17 protein-coding genes are annotated in these 24,269 nt (G+C 74.7%); 11 read left to right on the plus strand and 6 right to left on the minus strand.

Annotated elements, in window-relative coordinates:
- Positions 1-24: 24 nt before the first annotated feature.
- Positions 25-1,527 carry a hypothetical protein gene (locus ACIRPK_RS06790; protein ID WP_403034012.1) on the plus strand — a complete coding sequence of 501 codons (1,503 nt, stop codon included), beginning with the start codon at positions 25-27 and terminating at the stop codon, positions 1,525-1,527.
- A 59-nt stretch (positions 1,528-1,586) separates the two neighbouring features.
- Here ACIRPK_RS06790 and ACIRPK_RS06795 read toward each other — a convergent pair whose 3' ends face one another.
- A complete protein-coding gene (locus ACIRPK_RS06795; RefSeq protein WP_403034015.1) occupies positions 1,587-3,059 on the minus strand; it encodes a PqqD family protein in 1,473 nt (490 codons plus the stop codon).
- 810 nt (positions 3,060-3,869) lie between these two features.
- Between ACIRPK_RS06795 and ACIRPK_RS06800 the strand changes: the two genes are divergently transcribed.
- Genes ACIRPK_RS06800 through ACIRPK_RS06845 form a run of 10 tightly spaced genes read left to right on the plus strand, consistent with a single transcriptional unit; the run spans position 3,870 to position 15,920 of the window.
- Complete coding sequence (locus tag ACIRPK_RS06800) at positions 3,870-4,898, plus strand: hypothetical protein (protein ID WP_403034018.1); 1,029 nt, start codon at positions 3,870-3,872, stop codon at positions 4,896-4,898.
- 32 nt (positions 4,899-4,930) lie between these two features.
- Positions 4,931-5,767, plus strand: coding sequence for a fumarylacetoacetate hydrolase family protein (locus tag ACIRPK_RS06805; RefSeq protein ID WP_403034020.1), 837 nt, complete (start codon positions 4,931-4,933; stop codon positions 5,765-5,767).
- Positions 5,768-5,801: 34 nt separating this feature from the next.
- On the plus strand, positions 5,802-7,508 hold the full coding sequence (locus tag ACIRPK_RS06810) for a non-ribosomal peptide synthetase (RefSeq protein WP_403034023.1): 1,707 nt from the start codon (positions 5,802-5,804) through the stop codon (positions 7,506-7,508).
- Positions 7,509-7,513: 5 nt separating this feature from the next.
- A complete protein-coding gene (gene asnB / locus ACIRPK_RS06815; protein WP_403034496.1) occupies positions 7,514-9,289 on the plus strand; it encodes an asparagine synthase (glutamine-hydrolyzing) in 1,776 nt (591 codons plus the stop codon).
- 57 nt (positions 9,290-9,346) lie between these two features.
- Positions 9,347-10,048, plus strand: coding sequence for a thioesterase II family protein (locus ACIRPK_RS06820; protein WP_403034026.1), 702 nt, complete (start codon positions 9,347-9,349; stop codon positions 10,046-10,048).
- A 3-nt stretch (positions 10,049-10,051) separates the two neighbouring features.
- Positions 10,052-11,536 carry an FAD/NAD(P)-binding protein gene (locus ACIRPK_RS06825; protein ID WP_403034029.1) on the plus strand — a complete coding sequence of 495 codons (1,485 nt, stop codon included), beginning with the start codon at positions 10,052-10,054 and terminating at the stop codon, positions 11,534-11,536.
- The gene (locus ACIRPK_RS06830) at positions 11,533-12,768 is read left to right on the plus strand and encodes an ATP-grasp domain-containing protein (RefSeq protein WP_403034031.1); all 1,236 of its coding nucleotides are present in this window, start codon (positions 11,533-11,535) and stop codon (positions 12,766-12,768) included. The genes ACIRPK_RS06825 and ACIRPK_RS06830 overlap by 4 nt, the downstream gene beginning before the upstream one ends.
- 6 nt (positions 12,769-12,774) lie before the next feature.
- Entirely contained in the window at positions 12,775-13,776 is a 1,002-nt protein-coding gene (locus tag ACIRPK_RS06835) for a hypothetical protein (protein ID WP_403034033.1), read from the plus strand.
- Positions 13,718-14,947, plus strand: a complete 1,230-nt coding sequence (locus ACIRPK_RS06840) for an ATP-grasp domain-containing protein (protein WP_403034035.1) — start codon at positions 13,718-13,720, stop codon at positions 14,945-14,947. The genes ACIRPK_RS06835 and ACIRPK_RS06840 overlap by 59 nt, the downstream gene beginning before the upstream one ends.
- Before the next feature lie 52 nt (positions 14,948-14,999).
- Positions 15,000-15,920: a nitrilase-related carbon-nitrogen hydrolase gene (locus tag ACIRPK_RS06845; RefSeq protein ID WP_403034037.1), complete on the plus strand. Its 921-nt coding sequence runs from the start codon at positions 15,000-15,002 to the stop codon at positions 15,918-15,920.
- Positions 15,921-15,982: 62 nt separating this feature from the next.
- Here the strand turns inward: ACIRPK_RS06845 and ACIRPK_RS06850 are convergent, their stop codons facing one another.
- The 5 genes from ACIRPK_RS06850 to ACIRPK_RS06870 form a co-directional block, all read right to left on the minus strand.
- Positions 15,983-17,233, minus strand: coding sequence for a hypothetical protein (locus tag ACIRPK_RS06850; RefSeq protein ID WP_403034039.1), 1,251 nt, complete (start codon positions 17,231-17,233; stop codon positions 15,983-15,985).
- Positions 17,230-17,739 carry a SigE family RNA polymerase sigma factor gene (locus ACIRPK_RS06855; RefSeq protein ID WP_403034042.1) on the minus strand — a complete coding sequence of 170 codons (510 nt, stop codon included), beginning with the start codon at positions 17,737-17,739 and terminating at the stop codon, positions 17,230-17,232. The genes ACIRPK_RS06850 and ACIRPK_RS06855 overlap by 4 nt, the downstream gene beginning before the upstream one ends.
- A 94-nt stretch (positions 17,740-17,833) precedes the next feature.
- Entirely contained in the window at positions 17,834-19,639 is a 1,806-nt protein-coding gene (locus ACIRPK_RS06860; RefSeq protein ID WP_403034045.1) for a hypothetical protein, read from the minus strand.
- Positions 19,636-23,097: a DUF5682 family protein gene (locus tag ACIRPK_RS06865; RefSeq protein ID WP_403034048.1), complete on the minus strand. Its 3,462-nt coding sequence runs from the start codon at positions 23,095-23,097 to the stop codon at positions 19,636-19,638. Before ACIRPK_RS06865 ends, ACIRPK_RS06860 begins: the two co-directional genes overlap by 4 nt.
- Positions 23,094-24,251 (minus strand): AAA family ATPase, encoded by a 1,158-nt coding sequence (locus ACIRPK_RS06870; protein WP_403034051.1) that lies wholly within the window; start codon positions 24,249-24,251, stop codon positions 23,094-23,096. The genes ACIRPK_RS06865 and ACIRPK_RS06870 overlap by 4 nt, the downstream gene beginning before the upstream one ends.
- Between the last annotated feature and the right edge of the window lie 18 nt (positions 24,252-24,269).

Here is a 24,269-nt window from a genome sequence, read left to right on the forward strand (position 1 = left end):
CAGACGTTCGGAGGAGAACCCCCTGTGACCACCCATGTTCTGACGATCGGTGTGCCGGTCGACGACCTGCACGAGCGCCGTCTGGGCGCCGTCGCGGCCGCCGCCGGGCGGCTCGGCGCACCGCCCGCGACCGAGCCGTCCGGGCCGCCCGCGACCGCCGTCGACCTGCTCCGCGCCCTGGCCGGGACCGGCCGGATCGCGGTGAGCGCGGCGGACGAGACGGCCGGGCCGTGGACGCTGTCGTACGTGCCCTCGGCGGCCGCGCTGAGCGCGGTGGCCACCGGCCGCGCCCCGTCCTGGGGTGCGCGGGTGGACGCCAAGCAGCAGAAGGCGCTGCGCCGCAGCAGGGGCGCCCTGATCCGGCTGCCGTTCGCCGATCCCGAAACCGGCGGGCCGGGCGGCGGGGCGCTCAGCACGTTCACCACCGACTGGTCGCCGTTCACCGCCGCCTGCGCGGCCGTGGTGCACCCGGACCACGAGGCGCTGGCCGGCACCGAGGTACGCCAACGCCCCTACTTCAGCGGGCGGTTCGTGCACCACCCGCTGCACGGGGACCTGCTGCCGGTCTGGGTCGCGGACTGGGCCAGGCCCGAGTTCGGCACCGGTGCGGTGATCGTCAATCCGGCGCACTCGGCGGCCGATCTGGAGTTCGCGCGCGCCGTCGGCCTGCCGGTCCGCTTCGGCCTCGCCGAGCGGGAACCCGGCGCCGACCCGGCCGGCTGGCCGGTGCCGCCGGTGGTCAGGAGCGGCGTGGCGGTGCGGGCGGGCAGCCGGGTGGACGGGCTGTCGTACGAGGCCGCGATGCAGGTCTACCTGGACGACCTGACGGCGGCCGGGCACGCCGAGCCGGCCGAGTCCGTCTCGCTCGGCCGGATCCCGCTCGCCGTGCTCACCGCCGATCCCGGGGGCGAGCTGCGCTGGGCGCCGGCCCTGCGGGCCCGCAGTCTCACCGAGGCGGCGGAGGGCGTGCCGGTGGTGGTCGACGCCGCGCCGCTGCTGGACGCGGTGGCCGGGTACGCGGCCGGGCGGCGCACCCTGGTCGCGGCCTCGGAGGCGGTCGCCGGTGACCTGCTGTGGCTGCGGCTGCTGGCGCTGGACCTGGAGGTGGCGCACCCGCCGGTCGCGGTGCTGCCGGTGGCCCGGGTCGGTTCGGCGCAGGGCGTCGAGGAGCAGTGGCTGACCGGCGCCCTGCTGGTGGCGGGCCGCACCGACGAGACGGTGTCGGTCAAGGCCCAGCTCGGCGACCAGGTGGCACGCATCGCCGCAGATCACGCCGCTGCCGCCGGGGCCGCCGGGGCACCGGAGGAGGCCGAGTCCAAGCACGCCGTGAAGCTCCGCGAGGCGCTGGCGGCGGCGGACTTCCCGGCCGCCTTCGGCACCGTCGCGACGCTGGCGAAGGCGGTCCGGCGCGGCGGCGCGATCGGGGCGTCGGAACGCGCCGCGTTCCTCGAGGCGCTGCACGTGCTGCTCGGGCTCCCGCTGCCCGAGGACGCCGCGGCCGTGCCGGTGAGCCCGCCCCGGGTGTGATCCTGCGGGAAGCCGGAAGGGCGGGGCGACACCATGTCGCCCCGCCCTTCCCGGTGTTGTCAGCGGCCGGAGACCCGGTCCGGCACCTCGTCGCCGGCGGGGTTGCGCTTGGCGCTGATCCGCTTCTGGTTCGGGTCGGTGATCATGACCTGCGGGAGGACGCCCGGCAGGCCGGACATGTCCGTGGCCGCCGACCACAGCGCGCCGTCGTGCAGGGCCTGCAGGTCGGTCAGGCTCAGCCCGCTGATCCGCTCCAGGCGGGCCGCGAGCGCCCGGTCGGTGGCGCCGGCCAGCACCTCCCGGATCCGGTCCTCGGCCTCCAGCAGCTCGGGGTACTCCTGGACCAGGAACTCGTGCAGGTTGGCCGCCCGCCCGGCGAACGGCGAGTACACCATGCAGACCAGCTGGGTGGTGTCGAGCCCGAAGGCGTCCTCGCCGTACCGAGTGGCCTGCTCGCGCATCGACTCGACCCCGGCCTCGGTGGCGTAGCGCCGCTCCATCTCCTCGACCAGGTGCTCCGGGAAGTGCTTACGGCGCATCAACTCGATGCCGAAGTCCACGTACTGGCCGATGCCCTCGCCGTACGAGCGCTTGTAGACCCGCTCGGTGCGCAGCCCGCGCAGGTGTGCCATCAGCGCCGGGTTCACGCAGTCGGACTCGGTGAAGTTGAACGCGATCTCGTCGAAGACGAAGCCCAGGAAGTCGGTCAGCAGGCTCCAGTGCGCCCCCGAGGCGTAGCTGGTGTAGTCGTAGATCGAGTAGAACTGCAGCGCGGTGGAGATGTTCGAGGCCACGCCGCGGGCGGCGATCCGCTCCGGGTTGTCCAGGCCGTGGATCTCCTGGAAGTAGGCCTTGGCCAGCGAGTTCAGCGTCTCCAGGGTGCCCTGGAAGCCCTTCCGCCCCTCGGCCGGCTTCAGGCCGGCGCTGCGCGCCAGCTGACGGATCCACAGGGCGTAGTCGCGCTGCTCCTGGGGCGAGTCGCCGGTGATGATCAGGTCCACTCCCCCGCCGTGACCTGCGGCGACACCGAAGGAGTCCGCGACGTTGAGGTTGCAGGCGTTGCAGAAGGTGGCCCGGCCGTCGCCGTAGGTCCGGTGACCCGACATCAGCATGTCGATGCGGTTGAAGTCGATCAGCCGGTGCGGCATGCTCCGGTCCCGGTCGAACGGGCGGACCTGGCCGCCCTCGATGAGCAGCAGCTCGACGTCCGGGTCGTCGTAGAGCCCGAGCGCCCGGTAGCACCGGTCGATGTTCAGCATCACCTGGTACGGCATCCCGCCGTGCCGCATGGTCGCCACCCGGAGCTTGAAGGTGGTGCCGTGCCGCTCGGCGACGGCCAGGTGCACCGCGCGGACGAAGGCCAGCGCGTACGAGCTGTCCTTGCCGCCGCCGTAGGCGACCATCACCGTGTTCTGCCCGAGCTCGTCCGGCCGGGGCAGTGCCTCCAGCAGCGTGGTCGCACACTCCTGGACGGCCGGCACGTCGTGCTCCGGCAGGGCCTTCCGCAGATCGCTCAAAATGGACGCACTCATGACATCTCCTCCTGGCTGCCAGGCCCCAGGAAGGCAGCTGGTTCCAGTCGTCGAGGCCCCTCGGATCGGGGCCGGATGTGGGTGGACGAAGGCGCCGGCCAACGGTCGCGTCTCACATGGTGGACAGTATCGACCGCTCGTCCCCGGGGGCCCGGGCAGTGTCGCCGGGCAGCTCATCCGGGGTGGCGCGAGCTCTCGGCCGGTAGCCAAACACAGGTGTTCGTCCGATGTCCAGCGATTCAGGTTTCGTTCACCGAGCACCCCATCTCAGCATGCGAGACGTCGGAAGCCGGCCTCCGACCGCGCGAATTTCCGTTTCGGAGACTCCCCGGACCGCCCGTCAGGGCCCCCGTCCGGCACCCCGGTTGTCGGTCTGACCTGTGACGATCCGCCACCGGCCGGAGCGCGGCCGGGCTGCTGCGGTGGCCGGATCATGTCATCGGCGCGCCTGATCCAAGTCGGACAGAAGCGCGCATGTCGGCTCTCCGTCGCGCCGATCGGCGTTGATCTCCATCGGTTCCTGAGGCATAGTCGACCGCCAGGCGAGGTGGCCGGTGCCCCAGGGGGGACTGAGGCATTTCGGCACGGACCCAGATTGCTTGCGCATACCCGGCACGGGACTGCCGGTGGTCGCGCGGCGGTGGTCCCACCCTCCCTTCCTCCCGATCGAGACCGAGATCGGGATCTTCTGCAGCCGAACTCCCTCTGTGCCGCACCGCCATGCCCGCATGGCCGACGCCGGCGCATTCCTGCAGGAGCCGACCGAATTCATCTCCCATCTGGCACACCACAGAGCTACGGAGGACGGACATGTCTGCAATTCCCGTCTCGCTGTCCCCAGCCCCGTCGAGCGAGATCCTCGACGCGACCCTGCGCGACGGCTCCTACGCCGTCGACTTCCAGCTCGACGAGAAGTTCGTCACCGAGCTCCTCGGCAAACTCAACGAGACCTCCATCGGAAAGGTGGAGATCGGCCACGGTCTCGGTTACGAGGCCGAGCGCTCCGGGATCAGGGCGAGCAACATCGAGCTGGACCGCTGGTGCGAGATGGCCCGCGCCGAACTTCCGGACACCGACTGGGGCATGTTCGCCCAGCCCGGCTTCAGCCGGCTCAGCACCCTCCGGGAACTCGTCGACCAGGGCATGTCGTTCGTCCGGATCGGCCTGGAGGCCGACCAGGTGCCCGAGCACCTCGACTACATCGAGCGGGCCACCGAGATCTGCGGCGAGGTCTACCTCAACCTGATGAAGACCAGCGCCACGCCCGCCGCCCAGCTGCCCGGACTGCTGCGCGGGGTCACCCCCGCCGTGGCCGGCCTGTACGTGGTCGACTCCTACGGCTCGATGCTCCCCACCGACGTGCACCGCTACGTCGAGGTCGCCAAGGAGTGCTTCCCGGTGGTCGGCTTCCACGGCCACGACAACCTCGGGATGGCGAACGCCAACAGCATCGCCGCCCTGGAGGCCGGCGCCGCCATCGTCGACGGCACCCTGGACGGCATCGGCCGGGGCGCGGGCAACGCGGAGACCGAATCGCTGGCCGGCATCCTCAACATGGCCGGCAACCACCGGTACGACTACAAGCAGTTGGCCCGGCTCGCCGAGTTCTGCCGCACCAGCCTGGAGCTGCTCCCCGAGGACCGGAACATGCAGGTCCTCGGCGGCGTCATCGGCATCCACTCGGGCTACTTCCCGCTCATCCAGGAGCTCTGCGCCGAGCTCACCGTCGACCCGGCCCCGCTGATGGAGATCGCGCTCGGCCTGGCCGGGCAGAGCGTCGGCAAGAACCACATCCGGGCGGCCGCCGAGCGGATCTCCCAGGGCCTCGTCACCGTCTGACGGTCCTTCAACCACCAGCCACGGGGAAACACATGCGCATCGCACGAGTCAACACCGCCACCGGCCAGGAGATCGTGGCCGGCCAGGACGGCAGCTGGATCCCGCTCTCGGCCATCGAGGGATACCGGGCCCCGGCCCGGATCACCGACCTGCTGGACGGAGCGCGGCTGAGCGAACTCGCCGCCCTGATCGCCGCCCAGCCCGCCGACCGACGGGTCGAGGTCGGGTTCGAGGACGCCGCGACCGTCGCCGACGCCGGCGACATCTGGGGCGCCGGCCTGAACTACCGCGGCCACTCGGCGGACCTGAACACCGACCAGCCCGCCTCCGGCCCGGGTTCCTACCTGCGGCCGCGCGGCTGCCTGATGGACAACGGGCAGCAGATCGAACTGCCCTCGCAGAGCAAGCGGGTGACCGCGGAGGCCGAACTCGGCCTGGTCATCGGCACCGAGTGCAAGAACGTGTCGCGTGCGAACTGGCGCTCGGTCGTCGCGGGCGTCACCGCCGTGCTCGACCTGACCGCCGAGGACGTGATCCGGGAGAACCCCCGCTACATTCCGTGGGCCAAGGGATTCGACACCTTCTGCAGCGTCGGGCCGCAGCTGGTGACGCTGGACGAGTTCGACGACGCGGCGCTCCGGGCGATTCGTGTCACGACCGTCCGCAACGGCGCGGTGGTCTCCTCCGCGCCGGTCTCGGACATGAAGTACGACCTCGGATATCTGGTCGAGTACTTCTCCGCCGGTCGCACCCTCACGCCGGGAACCGTCATCTGCACCGGTACTCCGGGCGCCGCCGTGATCAGTTCCGGCGACACCGTCGAGGCCGTCGTCGAGGGCGTGGGAACGCTCGTCCACACCGTGCGGTAATTCGCCAAGACCATCGCTGAAAAGGGTTGAGTACGTGACTGTCCAGCAGATATCGGTAGTCGACGCGATCGCACGCGCCGTCCAGGACAATCCCGACGGCAGTGCCATCGAGACCACCGCGGGCGCGATCAGCTACCGGGAGTTCGACGAGTACGTCCGCGATTTCGCCTCGCGTCTCGAATCGCTCACCGCACCGGACGAGTTCGTCGGCATCGAGGCGAGCCGCACCTCGGGTTCGATCGTCGCCATGGTCGGCGCGCTGACCGCCGGCCGCCCGTTCGTCTTCATCGACCCGCGCGACAGCGCGGCGTCGAACCGGCGCAAGGTGTCCTCCCTCGGCATCAACGTGGTCGCGGCCGACCACGCCGCCGGGCCGGCCCCGCGGCTCGGCGCGGTACCGGCCGAGTGGCAGGACGGGGACGGGCCCCGGCAGGCACCGGCGGACCTGGCGCGGTACCGGGGGACGCTCGGCTACGCGATCCACACCTCGGGATCGACCGGTGAGCCCAAGTGCGTCCTGGTGCGCGCCGAGCCGCTGGTGCCGATGATCCGCGACCACGTGCGCCGCCTGGAGCTGGACACCCGGTCCCGCACCCTGCAGTTCGCCCGCCTCACCTTCGACGGGTGCATCACCGAGATCCTCTGGACCCTCACCTCGGGCGCCTGCCTGGTGATCCTGGGCGAGGAGCACCTGGCGCCGGGAGCCGTCCTCCAGCGGACCTTGGAGACGCACCGGATCACCCACCTGAAGACCACCCCGTTCGCGCTGACCGCCACCGCGCCGAGCGGCGCGATGGCACTGCGGCACGTCGTCAACGGCGGCGGCGCCTGCCGGCAGGCCGTCCTGCGGAAGTGGTCGCCGGTGGCGAAGTTCCACAACGCCTACGGGCTCACCGAGACCACCGTCTGCAACTTCCTCAGCGAGCCGCTGGACCCTGAGCGCTGCCGGGAGTCCGTGCCGCTCGGCGACCTGGTCGGCGACTGCGGGTACGACATCCGCCCGCTGACCGGGCCGGCCGGCTCCCCGGCGACCCGGGGCGAACTCGTCATCACCGGCGACAGCGTCGCCGTGGGCTACCTGACGCCGGACGGCGTACGGCCGTTCCTCGACGAGCGGGCCGACCGGGTCTACCCGACCGGCGACATCGTCGAACTCCGCGACGGGCAGGTGCACTTCGTCGAGCGGCTGGACCGTCAGCTCAAGGTCCGCGGCTACCGCCTGGACCCGGGCGAGGTGGAGAGCGCCGCCTGCCGGCTGGCCGGCGTGGTGGAGTCGGTGGTCACCGCCGAGTCGCACGAGAGCGGTGACGACTCCGCCGCCGACGCGCTGGTCTGCTACTACCTGGGCACCGCCTCCTCCCGGGAGCTGCGGTCCCACCTGGAGGCGGTCCTCGACCCCTACAAGGTCCCCTCGGTGATCCAGCGGATCGAGGCGATGCCGTACACCCGCAACGGCAAGGTCGACCGCGAGGCGCTGCGCGCGGGCCGCCGGGCCGCACCCGAGGCGGCCGCGGCCGGCACGCCGCAGGAGCAGGTCCTCGACCTGGTCCGCCGGCTCACCGGTGTCGACGACGCCGCCCTCGACGACAACTTCTTCGACCTCGGCGGCGACTCCGCCTCCACCGTGATCCTGGTCGGGAAGCTCAAGGAACTCGGCTGGATGGCCGTCGGTGTCCGCGACGTCCTGCGGGCGGAGAGCCTGCGGACGCTCGTCGACGAGCTGCGCGAACGGAGTGCGTGACCGCGATGTGTGGTGTGTGCGGAACCTACTCCCCCACCGGCCGGGTCGATCGCGGCATCGCGGCCGCCATGCACGACCGGCTGGTCCACCGGGGACCTGACGAGACCTACTCACTGAACACCGAGACCCTCTCCGCGAAGCTCGGCCGGCTCGGCATGACCGGCCTGACCGACGGCTGGCAGCCCGCCGAGGACCGCAGCGGCCGGTACGTGGCGATGACCAACGGCGAGGTCTACAACGCCAGGGCGCTGCGCGAGAAGGTCGGCGCCGACCGGCACGGCAACGCCGTCGACGTGTCGGTCGTCCCGGAACTGATCGCCCGGTACGGCATCCAGGGCCTGGACCTGGTGGACGGTCAGTTCGCCACGGTCGTCTTCGACCGGGCCGAGAACACCCTGCTGCTGGCCAGGGACCGGTTCGGCGTCTGCCCGCTGTACTACGCGGCGGCCGGCTCCGACGTGACCTTCTGCTCGGAGCTCAAGCCGCTGGTACGGAGCCTGGACCGGTCCTGGAAGGTCGACCTCGGCGCGGTCGACCAGTACTTCGCGCTGGGCAACGTGGTCGCACCGCGCACCCTGGTGCAGGGCGTGAGCGCGGTGCCGCCGGGCTGCGCCGTCCGGTTCGGACCGGACGGCAGCCGGGAGACCGTCCGCTACTGGCGCTACGGCGAGTTCGCCCCCGCCGCCGAACCGGTCTCCGGAGAGGCCCTGCGGGCCGGGCTGCAGTCCTCGATCCGGGACCGGCTGCACGCCGACGTGGAGATCGGCGCCTACCTGAGCGGGGGCTTCGACTCCACCGCGATCGTCACCGAGGCGACCGCCCAGTCGGACCGGCCGATCCGGACCTTCTCGGTCGTCTTCGACGACCCGTCACTGGACGAGGGCGGCTTCCAGCGGGAGGTGGCCCGGCAGGTCGGCAGCAAGCACGAGCAGATCCTGTGCCGGCCCACCGACATCGCCGCGCGGTTCGAGGAGATGGTCAGGCACTGCTGCTACCCGCAGCGCGAGACCTACAACGTGGCCGCCATGCTGCTCGCCGACACCGTACGCGCCGGCGGCGTCAAGGGCGTGCTCTCCGGCGAGGGAGCGGACGAGCTGTTCTTCGGCTACGACTCCTACGCCTTCGACAGCGCCGTCCGGTCCACCCGCAGCGCCTGCGCGGAGAACGAACAGGCTTGGGGCCGGGCCGACTTCAGCTGGGAGGTGGACTGGCGCAAGGTCGGCCGGCGCCGCGAGCTGCTGGCCCCGGCGGCCCGCGAGGCGCTGGTGGGCGAGGAGTTCTGGCGCACCAGGCTGATCCCGTTCTCCGAGCAGGAGACCCGGCTGCTCACCCCGATGCAGCTGCGCTCCGTCTCCGACGTGTACGTGCAGCTGGCCGGCCACCTGCTGGGCGACCACGGCGACAGCATGGTCATGAAGAGCTCGATCGAGGGCCGCTACCCGTTCCTCGGGAACGCGGTGGTCTCGCTCGCCCTGCAGACCGGCGACAGCGCGAAGGTGGCCGACTTCGAGGGCAAGGCCTGCCTCAAGTCCGCCTACCAGGGCGTCATCCCGGACTCCGTGCTGCAACGCGGCAAGCACGGCTTCACCGCGTACGACCTGCGGTCGGTCGTCGACGCCCGGACCTGGGGCGACTGGCAGGGCCTGGTCGAGGCCACCGGGATCTTCACCCCGGGCAGCCTGGAGGCCGTCCCCGGGCAGAGCGGCGCGGACAAGTGGGACTTCAGGCTCAGCCTGATCAGCATTGCCATGGTGATGGACGAGCTCGGACTCGGGCTCTGACGTGAGCCGTGCCGTCGCCCAGGTCGTCACACGTCGTCGGAACAGGAGGAGGAACGGGTGAGTCCGGAGAGCCCGAGTGTGCTCGTATTCCCCGGTGCGGGATCTTTCGGCACCGAACTGCGGTGTCTGATCGCCGAGTTGGGCCCGTCCGCCCGGCTCGTGCAGTACCCGGGGAGGTTCGGCCGGGACTTCGGCCGGGCGGCGGGGTGCTTCGCCGAGGTGGTGCGGTCCTGCGTCGAGCAGGCGGTGCGCCACCGGCCGGACCGGTTGGTCCTGGTCGGCCACAGCTTCGGCGCGTACGCCGCCTGGGCCACCGCAGGGGAGCTGGAGCGGCAGGGGGTCGAGGTGACCGGCCTGGTGGTGGTGGGCGCCGACGCGCCCGCTCTGCTGACGGTGCCGGAGGCGCCCACGCTCAGCCACCCGGACGCGGTCGCCTACCTCGAAGGCATCGCCCCCGACCTGCTGCCGGACGAGGCCGACGAGTGGCGGGAGATCGTGGTCGACACCGCGATGCAGGACCTGCGGCTGCTGCGGGAGTTCACCACCGCGACCGAGTTCCCCGCGGTGCGCTGCCCGGTCCTCGCCGTCCGTGGCGCGGACGATCCGCTGGCCTCCGCCCGGGGCCTCGCGGCCTGGGCCGGCGCCACCTCCGGCGGCTGCTCCGCCCGGGAGTTCCCGGGCGGCCACTCGGAGCTGCTGCGGACGCCCGAGTTCGCCCACTGGCTGTGCGAGACCGTCTCGCACCGCGTGGCGGGCTGAGCCATGGGGAAGCACGCCGTGATCGTCGGCGGCGGCGCCAGCGGGGTGACCATGTTCACCGCGCTGGCGACCGCCCCCGGGATCAGCTCCATCACCGTGGTCGACCCCAACCCGATCGGGCTGGGCACCGCCTTCGGGACCACCGACCCGCTGCTGCTCTGCAACACCTCGGTGGACGTCACCTCGCTGCGGCCGGGCGGCGAGTCCGACCTGCTGGCCTACCTGGCCGCGCGCGGCTGGCCGGTCCACCGGGACCATTTCGTCCCGCGCTACCTGGTCGGCCAGTACTGCCGCGAAAGGTATCTGACGTACCGTCGGATCGTCGAGCAGTCCGGCGTCCGGGTCCGGCACCACCGGGCCCGGGGCACCGCCGTCGGCCCGGGCGAGGGCGGCGGGCACACCGTCGTGCTCGACGACGGGAGCAGACTCGCGGCCACCGACGTCTTCCTCTGCCTCGGCCTCGACCAGCCGGTCGTCCCCGAGCTGGTCCGCCGTCACCTCGGCCATCCCGACCTCAGCAGCTCGCCGTACCCGGTCCGACGGCTGCGCGAACTGCCGCGCACCGCAAGGGTCCTGGTGCTGGGCAGCAAGCTCGCGGCGATCGACGCGACGCTCGTGCTCGGCCGGCCGGGGCGGCACGTGGTGCTCGCCTCGCCCTCCGGCCGGCTGCCCGCCGTCCGGACCCGGCTCAGCCGGCCCGCCCGTCCGGTGCTGGATCCGGTCTCCTGGCGACGGCTCGCCCCGAACTCCCCGGACTTCGACCTCGCGGCGGCCCGCCTGGTGGTCTCGGCGGTGGGCCGGGCCGGCGCCGGCGCCGCGCTGCGCACCCAGACCAGCGGGGCGGCCGCCCCCGCCGACCGGCTGGCCGAGGAGCTGCGGCTCGCCGAGTCCGGCCAGGTGCCCTGGCAGGACGCGATCGCCGAGATCATCGAGGCGATCAACGACAGCACCTCTGCCTGGCCGGTCCGCACCCGCACCGCGATCCTCGGGCGCTACCGCACCCTGATCTCGCGGTACATCTCCTCCATCCCGGCCCGCAACGCCCGGCTGCTGCTCGACCAGTTCACCCGGGGCACCCTGGCGATCGCCCCCGGACTGCCGGAGGCCGTCACCCCGGCCGAGGACGGCCCGGGCTGGCTGGTGCACTGGGCGGATGGCCGCACCGAGCGGATGGACCACATCGTCTGCGCGGCCGGCTACCACAAGCCGACCCTGCGCCGACTGCCCGACGGCACCCTGCTGCTCCACTCCGACCCGGCGTCGGCCTCGGCCGGTGCCGAGCCGGAGATCTCCGCCGACCTGCGGGTCTGCGACCCGCACACCGGCGAACCCGAGCGGATCTGGGTGCTCGGCGCCGCCTCGCACCCCCGGGCCGCCATCGTCAACTACCTGAACACCGCCGCCCGTCAGGCCGCCGACGTGGCCGGCGAACTGCTCCGGGCCGGGTACCAGGTACCCGCACCCACCGTCACCGGAAGGCCCGCATGATGTTCGTTCTCGTCAATCCCGTCTCCACCGGCAAGGCGCTGGCCGAGGCGTTCCGGGAGGAGGGCGCCGAGTGCCTGCACCTGTACGACGCCTCGCTCCGGCACGCGTACGACGCCGACACCTCCCCGCACACCCTGCTGCACGACGACCCGGCCAAGACCATCGAGGTGCTGGCGGGACTGCGCCCGGCCGCCGTCATCGCCGCCAGCGAGTACGGCGTGCTGCTCGCCGACGAGCTCGCCGTCCGGCTCGGCCTGCCCCACCACCGGCCGGAGCAGGCCGCCGCCCGCCGCGACAAGGACCTGATGGTCCGGGCGCTGGAGAGCGCCGGGGTGCCCGCCGCGCGCACCGCCTCGGTGCGCGACGAGGCCGAACTGATCGAGCTGCTCGCCTGGTGGGACAGCAGCTTCCCGGTGATGGTCAAGCCGCGCGACAGCGCCGGCAGCGACGGCTGCACCATCTGTCCCGACCGGGCCACCGCGCTGGCCGCCTTCCGGTCGATCGTCGACCGGAAGAACCTGATGGGCGAGGTCAACCACGAGGTCCTGGTCCAGGAGTTCCTGACCGGCACCCAGTACATCGTGAACACCGTGAGCATCGAGGGCCGCCACCTGGTGAGCGAGGTGTACGCCGAGCGGATCGACCACGTCGACGGCGCCCCGGTGCTCCGCCACATCATCTCCCGGCCGCAACTCGACGCGGCGGAAGCCGAGTTGGTGGCCTACGTGCTCAACTGCCTGGACGCCCTGGGCATCCGCGAGGGCGCCGCCCACACCGAGGTCATGCTCACCCCGGCCGGGCCGCGCCTGGTCGAGGTCAACTCCCGGGTGATGGGGCCCTCGTTGGCGCCGGACCCGTACCACGCCGCCTTCGGCTACAGCCACCAGCACCTGGTGGTGGAGCGCTTCCTGCGCCCCGAGGAGTTCGCGCTGCGGCTCGAACTGCCCTACCTGGCGGCCCGGACGGTGGCCAAGGTCTTCCTCCGCTCCGACCGCCCCGGGGTGGTGCGGGCCGTGGACGGCGCCCGGATCCTGCGCCGGCTGCCCGGCTTCCACAGCATCGACCGGCTGGCCGAGATCGGTCAGCCGATCGCCGACCGGTACCTCACCACCGGGGCCGGCGGCATCGCCTACCTGGTGCACGAGGACGAGGACCTGCTGGCCCACGCGCTCGGCGTCCTCCACGACCTGGAAGACGGCGGGGCGTTCTACCGCCTCGCCGCACAGGACTGATCCCCGGTGCCGATCGTCCTCATCGCCGTCTCCGTCCTGCTCCAGGCCGGGGCCGAGGGCTTCCTCTCCGGCCGGCTCGACCCGGCCGCCAGCCTGCTCTTCTCGTTCCTGGCGTTCCTCACCACCGCCGTGGCCTTCGGGCTGACCTCACTGCTGCGCGGCCGCCGCCGGGGCGCGCTCCGGGACCCCGAGGTCCGGCGACTGCTGTACGGGATGAACCTGGCCAGCGCGCTGACCTTCCTCGGGTACTTCCTGGCCCTGGCCTGGGTGCCGGCCGCCCTCGCCGCGAGCCTGATGGCCGGGGTCGGTCCGCTCGCCGTCGCCGTCCTGGGCGCCGTGCGGCGGACCGGTGGACCGGTGCCGGCAGACGGACCGGGGCGGGCCGGCTGGCTGCGGGCCGGCGCCCTGCTCGCGCTCTCCCTGGTGATCGCCACCTGCACCGGGTCGGGCGACCTCGGTGCGAGCGGGCCCGAACTGCTCGGCGGAGCCGCCCTGGCCGTGCTGTCCGGCTTCGGCGCGGCCGTCCTGGCGACCATCTCGCGGAAGCTGGGCGGCCTCGGCGTGGACCCGGTGGTCGTCACCGCACACCGCTTCCACCTGACCTACCTGCTGGCCGGCGCGCTCCTGCTGCTGCACGGCGGCCCGACCGGCCACGGGCTGTCCCTCGGCGCCGCCGCGACCACGGCGCTCGCCGGGGTGGCCGTCCCGCTGTACCTGCTCCAGATCGGTGCGCAGCGCTGCGCACCGGTGATCACCATGCTGCTGCTCACCACCCACCCCGGCCTGACGTACCTGGCACAGGTGCTGTTCGGCGACCGGTTCAGGCCGTTGAGCGCGGTGCTGATCACAGCGCTGGTGGTCCTCGCCGCGCTGTTCACCCGGATCGAGGCCCGGCCCCGCCGGCCGCTCGCCCCGACCGTTCCCGCACCCACGAGAGAAGGAGAACGCGATGCCGACCGTACTGGTGATCGGGGGCGCCGCGCCCAGGGAGTCCGGCTTCGTCCGTGACATCTGCGACCGGGCGATGGACCAGTTCCGCAAGCGCGGCGCGCGGGTGGTGCTGACCGACACCCGGGAGAACCTGGCCGCCGCCCCGGAGTTGACCGCGCTCGCCGACGAGGTGCACGAGCTGGACTTCGCCGACCCGGCGGCCTGCCGGGCGTGGGCCGCGCGGTACACCCGGCACTCCCCGGTGCACGCGGTCGTCGGGTACCGCGAGTACGCGGCGCTCAGCGTCGCCTCGGTGGCCGCGCAGCTCGGGCTGCCGGGCAACCCGCCGGAGGCGGTGCAGCTGGTCCGCACCAAGGACGAGTGCCGCGAGCATCTTCGGCGGCACGGCTTCCGGCAGCCCCGGTTGCGGATCTGCGCCACCGAGCAGGAGGCGGCGGACTTCCTGCGGGCCCACGGCCCCACGGTCGTGGTCAAGCCCCGCCGGGGCTCCAGCAGCGAGGGCGTGACCAGGGTCGCGGACCCGGAGTCGATGGCCGCCGCGTTCCGGGCCGCGCAGGACCCGGACGGGCTGGTCCTGGTCGAGGAGTTCGTGCACGGCCGCGAGTTCAGCGTGGAGGGTCTGTTCAGCGAAGGCACCCCGCACGTCCTGGCCGTCACCGCGAAGACGCTCGCCGCCGGTGCGTTCGTGGAGATGGGCCATGTGCTGCCCGCCGACCTGCCGGCCGACCAGGAGGCCGAGATCGTCGCCGCCGTCACGGCCGCGCTGCGGGCGATCGGCCTGCGGCGCGGCCACTTCCACGTCGAGTGCTGGCTCACCCGGGAGGGCGTGGTGCTGGGCGAGGCCCACGCCCGCCAGGGCGGCGACTGGATCCACGCGATGCTGGAGTGGTGCCACCCGGCCCTCGACCTGTACGGCCGCTGGCTGGACGACCTGCTCGGCGCGGAGCCGGCCGCGCTGCCCGTACGGGCCGAACGGGGCGCGGCCGTACGCTTCCTGGCCCCGCCGGCCGGGGTCGTCTCCTCGATCGACGGCTGGCCCGAGGCGGCCGGCGACCCCGCCGTGCTGGCCGCGACCTGCACGCTCTCCGTCGGCAGCCGGATCGGCCCGGTCGGCTCCAACCTCGACCGGCACGGGGCGATCGCGGTGGGCGCGCCGGACGCGGCCTCGGCGGCCGCCAAGGCCGAGCGGCTGCTGGACTCCGTACGGATCGAGGTGGCCCGGTCATGAGCGTCACCCGGTTGCTCACCCGGCGGTTGCGGAGCCTCCTGGGCCGGCGGGCATGACCCGCCGCACGCTGACGGCCGCCGTGGTGCAGGCCGGCGCCCCGCTGTTCGACACGCCCGCCGCGGTGGCCCGGGCCCGGGAACTGCTCCGCGCGGCCGTGCTGGACCACGGCGCCGAGGTGGTGGTGCTGCCCGAGGCGTTCCTCGGGGGCTACCCCAAGGGTCTGGACTTCGGCGTCACGGTCGGCAGCCGCACCCCGGCCGGCCGCGAACTCTTCCGCCGCTACCACGCCGCGGCGATCGCCGTCCCCGGCCCGGAGGTGGACGAACTGGCCGCCACCACCCGGGAGTTGGGGTGCCACGCGGTGGTCGGCGCGGTGGAGCGGCGCGGCGCCACCCTGTACTGCGTGGCGCTGCTGTTCGGCCCCGACGGCTACCTGGGGCTGCACCGCAAGCTGATGCCGACCGCCGCGGAGCGGTATCTGTGGGGTCAGGGCGACGGCGCGACGCTCCCGGTCGTCGAGGTCGGCGGCGCCCGGCTGGGGACGGCCATCTGCTGGGAGAACTACATGCCGCTGTTCCGCACGGCGATGTACGCCAAGGGCGTCGACCTGTGGTGCGCGCCGACCGTGGACGACCGGGACGCCTGGCAGGCGACCATGCGGCACGTCGCCCTGGAGGGCCGCTGTTTCGTCCTGAGCGCCGGTCAGTACCTGCGCCGCGACAACCTGCCGGCCGACCTGACCGCAGGCGGGGAGGACCCGCCGGACACCGTCCTGATCGGTGGCGGCTCGGTGATCGTCTCGCCGCTCGGCGAGGTGCTGGCCGGTCCGCTGCGCGACGGCGAGGGCATCCTGACCGCCGAGCTCGACCTCGACGACCTGGCCCGGGCCCGGTTCGACTTCGACTCCGTCGGCCACTACGCCCGCCCGGACGTCTTCACCCTGCACGTCGACGAGTCCGCCCGCCTCCGGTGAGCCCGCGGCCCGGAGCCCTCCGGGGCCGGCCGCTTGCGGCGGCCGGCCCCGGACGGACGCGCTCAGCCGGGCAGCTTCCAGGCCGGCCCGAGCGCGACGGCCCTCAGCTGCTCCATGGTCAGCAGCGGCTCCTGACGGGTCGCCGGCTGCTTGAGCCGGCCGCTGGCGTACCCCACCACCATGATCCACAGGCCGTCCGGCCGGAGTGCCTCGACCAGCCGGCGCCCGGGTTCGCGGGGCTCCTCGCGGTCCCGGATCCGGGTGCCGTCCGGCAGGATCTGCCAGCCGGAGGCTGGGTCGGGGGCGCTCTGCAGGTCGGCACGCCGGTCCTGCAGGACGATCTCGACCAGGCTCGGGCCCTGGGCGTCCGCCACGGTGAAGTTGGCGTAGCCGAGGCCACCCGTGCCCGGGTCGGCCGTGCCGGGCTCGGCGGCGGTGAGGCCGGCCGGGAGCAGCGCGGTGGCGGTGGCGAGGACCTGCTCCCCCGGGATCCCGGGCGTCCGGGACTGCTGCGCGGTGCTGACGGGCAGTGCGGCCACCACGCCGTCCCACCCGTCCGCCTGCGCCGCCGCCGTCAGCTGATCGGTGGTCAGCGGTGGTGTGGTGCGGGTCAGCGGTTCCGTCTTGCTCACCGTGGCGTTGTTCGCCTTCAGGACGACGAGCCGGCCGTCCTTGCCCGCGAGCACCACCGACGCCTCGGTGTAGCCGTCCCGGCCCATGCCGTACAGCGGGGTCCGGAGTGTCCTGACCACCGTGCCGTCGGAGAGCGTGCCGGTCCGGCAGGCCTCGTACGGGTCGATCTTCGGGTCCGGGCAGCTCAGTTCGGGGCCGTCGGCCTTCGCCTGGGCGGCGCGGTGGACCACCGACACCGACATCTGGCCCGCACCCGTCCCGTCGTCGTAGCGCACACTGATCCACCGGCCTCCCGACCCGGCGGCCCACCCGATCGGGCCGCGCAGCTCGCTGAACGTGCCGGCGGGCAGCGAGGCCTTCAGCAGGCCCAGCAGTGCCTCGTCCGACGGCGGCGCGTCGGTGGGCGGCGTGCTCTGCTGCGGGGGGTCGGGCGTGGCCGTCCGGGTCGGGCCGGCCGGCGGTGCGGGCAGCGGGTCGGGGGCGGCCGGGCGGACGGCGAGCAGCACCCCGGCGGCCAGCACCAGGCAGCCCGCCCCGGCCGCCGTCCGGGTGGCCGTCCGCAGCCGTCGGGCCCGGCGGCCCCGGTGCAGCAGCTCGGCCACCGGCACCGGGCCGAACTCCTCCTGACGGTCCGCCAGACCCCGCAGGGCACGGACCGTCCGTTCGTCGTCCCGCGTCATCGTGCGACCTCTTCGTTCTCTCGCAGCGCGGCGCGCAGGCGGACCATGGCCCGGGCGTTCTGGCTCTTCACGGTGCCGAGCGAGCAGCCCAGCACGGCGGCGGTCTCCTTCTCGGACAGGTCCTCGACATGGCGCAGGACCACCACGGCCCGGGCCCGCGCGGGCAGCGTGCGCAGCGCGCGCCGGAGCGCGTCGCTGTCGTCGAACCGGTCACCGAGCGGGTCGTTCCGGTGCTGCGGGCTCTCCGGCAGGTCGCCGGTCAGGTGCTCCCCGCGCAGTCGGCGCCACCGGCTGACGTTGCCGTTGACCAGCATCTGCCGCAGGTAGGCGTGCGGTTCACCGGCCGACAGCCTGCCCCAGCGCAGGTAGAGCTTCACCAGGCAGTCCTGGAGCAGCTCCTCCGCCCGGTGCGGGTCGCCGGTGATCAGTGTCGCCGTACGCAGGTGTCGATGCCAGGCGGCTTCGACGAAGGCCGCGTAGGCGGCGTCCTCGGATTCTTGACTCACGGGCTTCACACGTCCGAGCTGCCGGGAAGGTTGCCAAGAGTGTTCGACTTTCCCGGCCGCGCCCCGCGCGGGGCCGGGTCGCGGGGCGCGGCGGTCAGCTGCCCTCCTCCTCCCGGCCGCGCCAGGTGGCGCGGACGAGTTCCCGCTCGGCGGCGGTCAGGTGGACGGAGGCGGCGAGCCAGCTCTCCGCGTACGCGTCGGCCCCGCCCTCGGTGAGCCGGCCGAACACGTCCCGGCCGCGCCGGTCGGCGGCGGCGGCGAGCTCGGTGGTGCGGGCGGCCGCGCCGTGGAAGCCCGTCCGGGTCAGCGTGGCGGCGTCGGTCCTGGCTCCGCCGGTGCGGGCGGACTCGGCGACGGCGCGGCGGCCGCCGGCCACCCCGAGTTCGACCAGCCGCCGGACCCGCCAGAGCGGGGAGTCGGCCAGCGGGTCGGCGACCGCCACCGGCCGGGGCGGCTCGGCCGTCAGCGGGAAGTGCGCCCCGAGCAGCAGGTCGTAGCCCAGGTCCGCCCGGCCCTGCCAGGCGGCGGGCAGCCGCAGCGTGCGGTCCGAGCCGGGCACCGGGCCGACCGCGAGCACCCGCAGGGTGGCCGCCCGGTCGGGGTCGATCCGGCCCAGCACCCGCAGCTCGGTGCCCGGGTGGGCGGCGAGCCGGACCAGGTTGGCGGTGTGGGCGAGCTCGGCGTGCGGGTGTCCGGGGGCCAGCCGGACCACCGGGCCCGTGCCGCCGAGCTGCTGGGCGAGCACGCTGTCGCCGGCCGCTCCGAGCACCACCAGGTCGGCGCCGACCGGCTGCTGCAGCAGGTGGTCGTCCTCGGGGTCGGCCGGCGGGCCGTCGCCGAGGCGTTCGGCGGCGGCGCCCGCCAGCGGGCGGGCGAACAGCGCGGCCAACGGGCCGGCCGTCCAGGCCAGCCCCGGCAGCGGGTTGGCCTTCACCCCGCGCCCGGAGCCGAGCCGGCCGTCCGCCGAGGCGGTCGCCCCGGACACCAGCAGGCCGCCGCGCGAGAGTTGGGCGTGGTCCAGGGCGGCGGCGCCGACCGAGACCGGTGCGGTGCCCGCTCCCCTGGCCCGGGACGGCCCGCCGGGGCGGACGTCGGCGACCGAGAACCACCGGCCCTCCTCGTCCAGCAGGTGGGTGACCACGCCCGCGTACCCGGTGGCGGTCAGCACCGGCTCCCGGCAGACGCCGTGCACCCGCAGAGCGCCGCCCGCCCGGTAGGCCCGCCGGGCGGTGCCGAGCAGCGCGGCGTCGCCGCGCCCGGTCCGTACCAGGGCGGTGGTGAGCAGGAGTTCGCGCAGCGCGGCGGTCAGGTCGGTGAGCCGGTGGCCGTCCCGGCGGGCCCGGGCGCTGCGCAGGCCCCGGACCACCCGCAGGGCGGCGGCCTCGGCCCGGTGCAGGTCGGCCAGCCGGGCGGTGTGCGCCGCCCGCAGGAGCTCGGCCTGCGGGACGGCTCCGGCGGCGGGCAGTCCGGCGGCCAGCACGGCCGCCGCGGCCGTCCACAGGGCGTCAGCCGCCCTGACCTGGGCGGCGGTTGCCGCGGCGGCGGGCTCCGGCTCCGCCGGGGCCGGCGGCGCTTCGACGGCGACGGGGGCGGCGTCCGCGAGCGGGCAGCAGTGCAGCAGCGCGGTCCGGTGCAGGCAGCGCGGCGCGAGCAGGCAGCTGCACCGCGCCTGCCCGTCCTCGGTGATCACGCCGTCCGGGCCGGAGGTCAGGGTGACCACGGCGTCCTCGCCGCAGCGGACGGTCAGCCCGTCCGCGCCTGCCACCACCGGCAGTTCGGCGTACTGCCCGACCGTGGCGTCCAGCTTCTTGCGCAGCCGGGAGGTGAGCGACTCCACGGCGGCCGCGAGCAGTGCGGGGGTGACGGGCGGCAGACCGGCCGCCTCGGTGTCGGGGGTCATCGGTTCTCTCCGCGCAGTCGGTCGCCGACCCAGCGGGCGAGGGCGAGGGGGCTGAGCGCGGCCACCGGCATGCCGGCCGCCACGAGTTGCTTGGCGACCGGCACCGAGTAGCGCGCGTTGCCGGTGTCGTCCAGGGCCGCACAGCCCATCAGGTGCACCCCGGACCCGGCCAGCGCCCGGACCTCCGCGAGCAGGCCGCCGAGCGGGGCGCCCTCCTCGAAGTCGCTGACCACCACCACCAGGGTGCGGCTCGGCACGGTGACCAGGGAGCGGGCGTGGGCGAGCGCCTTGGCGATGTGGGTGCCGCCGCCGACCCGGACCTCGAGCAGCAGCGACAGCGGGTCGTCCACCTTCTCGGTCAGGTCGGCGATCTCGGTGGAGAACGCCAGGAAGTGTGTCGAGAGGGTCGGCACCCCGCCGAGCACGGCCGCCGTCAGGGCGGACCAGATGACCGACGCCTCCATCGAGCCGGACACGTCGACCACCAGCACCAGCCGCCAGTCCGCCTCCTTGCGGGAGCGGGTGCTGAAGACCGGGCGTTCGGGCACCACGACCGTTCGGCCGTCCGGCAGCCGCCGGGTGTGCGCCAGGTTGGCGCGCAGCGTGCGCGGCAGGTCGAGCCGGCCGCCGGGGCGGCGGGTCGGGCGCGGGGTGGCCAGACCGCTCAGGGCGGGGCGCAGCCGGGTGGCCAGCTCGCGGGCGAGCTCCTCGACCAGGCGGCGGACCAGCGGCCGGAGCGTGGCGAGGCGCTGCTCGGGCAGGCCGCCGGCCAGGTTCAGCACGGAGGTCAGCAGCTCCACCGAGGGGCGGACGGAGGCCGGGTCCAGCTCGGCCAGCACGTCGGCCCGGCCGGCCTCGGCGGCGCTGCCGAGCACCTCCTCGCGGACTTCGGCCCCGAACAGGGCCTGCAACTCCTCCGCCCAGTCGCGGGCTGACGGGAAGGACGCGTCCTGCCCGCCGCCGGGACCGCCGGTGAAGTCGCCGGCGCCCTCGCCCCGGCCCGCGCCGTACAGCTCGTCCAGCGCGTTCGCGTAACGGCGGGCGCCGTCCGGCAGGCGTTCGGGCTCCCGGCCGAGCAGCAGCCGCCAGCGGTCGGCGGGGGCGAGCAGGGCGGTGCCGGAGGTCTCCGGGCGGGGGGCCGGCGCTGTCGGAGCGTCAACTTCTGCGCCGGGAGAGGCAGGTGTGCCCAGGCCGAGGGCGGTCAGGGCGGCGGACGCGGCCGAGTCCGCAGCCGTCCAGAGCGCGAGCAGCCCGGGGGACGCGGTCAGGGTGAGGTCGGGCCGCTCGCCGAGCTGTTCGGTGACGGTCTCCAGCAGACGGCCGCGCGCGGCCGGGCTGAGGGCGTCGAAGCCGGCCCGCAGTGCGGGCAGCCGGTCCAGGAACTGCTGGTCGGGCAGGGTGTCGACGCGCTCCAGCAGCGGGCCGAGCGCGGTCGGCGCGTACTGGAGCAGCGGGCCGCCGGCCGTCAGCAGGCCGGTGAGGTGCCGGGCCAGCCGGCGGCGGGCGTCGGGGTGGGTGGCGGTGTCGACCCAGCCGGCCGCCCGGATGCCGAGCCGGTCCGGGTCGTCCAGGTCGAGCAGCACCCGGGCGGCCAGGGCCGCGCCCTGCAGCAACGGGGAGGCGGTCCGGGCGAGTTCGGCGAGGGCGGCGTCCATCCGCAGGCCGAGCCGGTGCTCGCCGGCCCGGGTGGCGAGGGCTACCAGGGCGGCCGCGTCGCCCGGGTCGTCGCTGCCGGACAGCCCGGGCAGGCCACGGACGGCCGCGTCGAGCAGGGTGACGGCCAGCTCGGCGGCCTGCTCGCGGCCCGCCTCGGTGGTACCGGGCAGGTGGCCCCGGCGCAGGGCCTCCAACAGGTCCAGCGCGCCCAGCAGTTCCGGCAGGGTGGCGGAGGCGGGCAGCAACTCGGCGGCGGCGTCCAGGCGTTCGGCGACCAGCGGGGGCAGGTCGCAGGCGGCCGCGGCGCGCAGCCCGTCCAGCAGCTGGGTGCAGCTCGGGCCGCCGTCGGCGGTCTGCTGTCGGGTGTGTTCGCGCAGCGTGCCGGCGGCGGCCAGCTCGGCGGTCACGCCCCGGACGCCCGCCAGGTCGAGGCGGGCCGCCGCCGAGGGCGTCCAGGACGCCCGCCAGCGGGTGGTGAGCGCGGCGGCGTCACCGGTGCCGGCCACCTGGACGGGCTCGCCGTACCCGACGCCGCACACCGCGAGGCGCTGCAGCAGGGTCTCCCGGCGGCGGTCCAGCGGGGAGCGCAGCGGGTCCAGCCGCAGCTCGCGGGAGTCCGGGTCCTCGGGTGCGGGCAGCCGCAGTTCGGCGAGCTCGGCCTCGACGGCCGGGCCGAGCCCGGAGCGCGGGGTGCCGGGGGCGGTCCGGCCGCGTTCGCCGCCGACCAGCACCGTCTCCAGCGCGCGGGCCAGCGCCCGGCCCCGGCCGAGCGGTTCGCCCTGGCCGAGCACGCTGGTGACGGCCTCCAGCAGCTCGCCCCGCCCGGGGGCGGGCAGGCCGCGCAGCCGGGCCAGGTCGCCGGCCAGCCGCAGCGTCTCGGCGGCCTCGCCGGTGCCGGCCGGGTGCCCGGCGGCGCGCAGCTCGCGGCAGACGTCGGTGATCGCCCGCGCGGCGGCGGCCTGCACCGCCTCGGGGTCGCCCCCGGCCGCCAGGACGGCCTGCTGCCAGCGCGGGTCGCGGATGCCGGCCGGGTAGCCGGAGCGGGAGTCCAGCAGCCCGAAGGTGTACGGCACCAGCGAGGTGGTGACGCCGGACTCCGCTCCGGCCTCCGGGCCGTCGTCCTGAGGCGCCGTCAGGGCGGGCCCGTGGAAGGCGCCGACCAGCACGGCGACCCGCCGGCCGCCGGCCCCGGCCCGGGCGATCACCCGGCGCATGTGCGCCTCCCGCGCCAGGTCCTGGGCCGGGATCTCGGCGGTGTCCCGGCGCAGTGCCCAGCCGACCGCGAGTGCGGCCCGCCGGACGGCCTCCGGGGTACTGCCCGGCGCGCGGACCTCCACGCTGCGGTCCCACAGGTCGTCGCCGTCCCGGCCGGAACCGGCGGCGGCGAGCCCGTCCGCATAGCGGGTCGGACCCGCCGGACCTGACGACGAGTCGGCCGCCCATCCCGGCGCGCCCAGCGGCAGGTCGCAGCAGAGCACCTCGACGCCGTGCTCCCTGGCCCAGCGGATCGCCGCCAGCTCGGGCGAGAAGTCCGCGAACGGGTAGAAGCCGAGCCGCCCGTCGGCGTCGGCCCCGGCGAGCGCCACCGGCGCCTCGGTGCCGGGGTCGGCCAGGTGCGGCAGCCAGCGCTGGAAGTCGGCCGGCAGCTCGACGCAGAGCACCTCCGGGCCGGCCGCCGCCAGCAGGGCGGGGACCACGGCCGCCAGTGCCGGGCTGTGGTGCCGGACGCCGATCAGGTACGGCCGGGCCGGGTCGGTGAGCTCCGCCAGCGCGTCGCGCGGGTCGGTCTGGGTGGTCGTCACCGCAGGTTCTCCCGCAGGTCCCAGAGGCGGCGCCAGAGCGCGGAGCCGTCCTCGGCGCGGCGCCGCACCGGGCCGTCCCAGTAGCCGAGCAGCCGGCCGTGGTCGGCCGGGTCGTCCTTGCGGACGGCGCCCAGCAGGTGACCGGGCATCAGGTCCAGCGCGTCGCCGCCGGACAGGTAGGCGCGGGCCAGCCCGAGCGAGGCCGCGACGTGCACGGCCTCGGCGGTGGACATCACGGTGCCGGGCCGCTCGACGTCCCAGCCCTCGGCGGAGCGGCCGGTGCGCAGGTCGCGGAAGACCGTCACCAGGGCGTCCAGCACGGCGTCGTCGACGCCGAACGCGGCGCCGGCCCGCTGGACGGCGGCGGTGGCCTGGCCCCGGACCAGCTCGGTCTCGGCGGCGGCGTCGGCGATCGGGTGCACGGTCTCGAAGTTGAACCGGCGCTTGAGCGCGGCGGACATCTCCGAGACGCCCCGGTCGCGCAGGTTGGCGGTGGCGATCACGGTGAAGCCGGGGGCGGCGGGCGCGGTCGCGTCGGGGGTGCCGGCCAGCTCGGGGACGCTGATCCGGCGGTCGGAGAGGATCGACACCAGTGCGTCCTGCACCTCGGGCAGGCAGCGGGTGATCTCCTCGATCCGGGCCACCCGGCCGCTGCGCATCGCGGTGAGCACCGGCGAGGCGACCAGGGCCTGCGGGGTCGGGCCCTGGGCGAGCAGCAGCGCGTAGTTCCAGCCGTACCGGAAGGCGTCCTCGGTGGTGCCCGCGGTGCCCTGCACGGTGAGTTCGCTGGTGCCGCTGACGGCGGCGGAGAGCAGCTCGGAGAGCATCGACTTGGCGGTGCCGGGCTCGCCGACCAGCAGCAGGCCGCGCTCGCCCGCCAGGGTCACCACGCAGCGCTCCACCAGGGCCCGCTCGCCGACGAACTTCGGGGCGATCACCAGCTTGGCGGGCAGCCCGCCGTCCTTGCGGCGGGCCGGGGTCAGGGTGAGCGCCTCGCCCGCGCTGCCGCAGACGAAGGTGACCACGGCGTTCGGGGTGAGCGCCCAGCCGGGCGGGCGGGGGCCGGCGTCGTGCGCGGCCAGGAAGGCGAGTTCGGCGGCGTACCGCTCCTCGGCGGGCAGGATCTGCCGGGCCTGGTCGGTGGTGCTGGTCATGGTTTCGTTCCTCGGAAG

This window comes from Kitasatospora sp. NPDC101801, from assembly GCF_044766665.1.
Taxonomy (GTDB): Bacteria; Actinomycetota; Actinomycetes; order Streptomycetales; family Streptomycetaceae; genus Kitasatospora.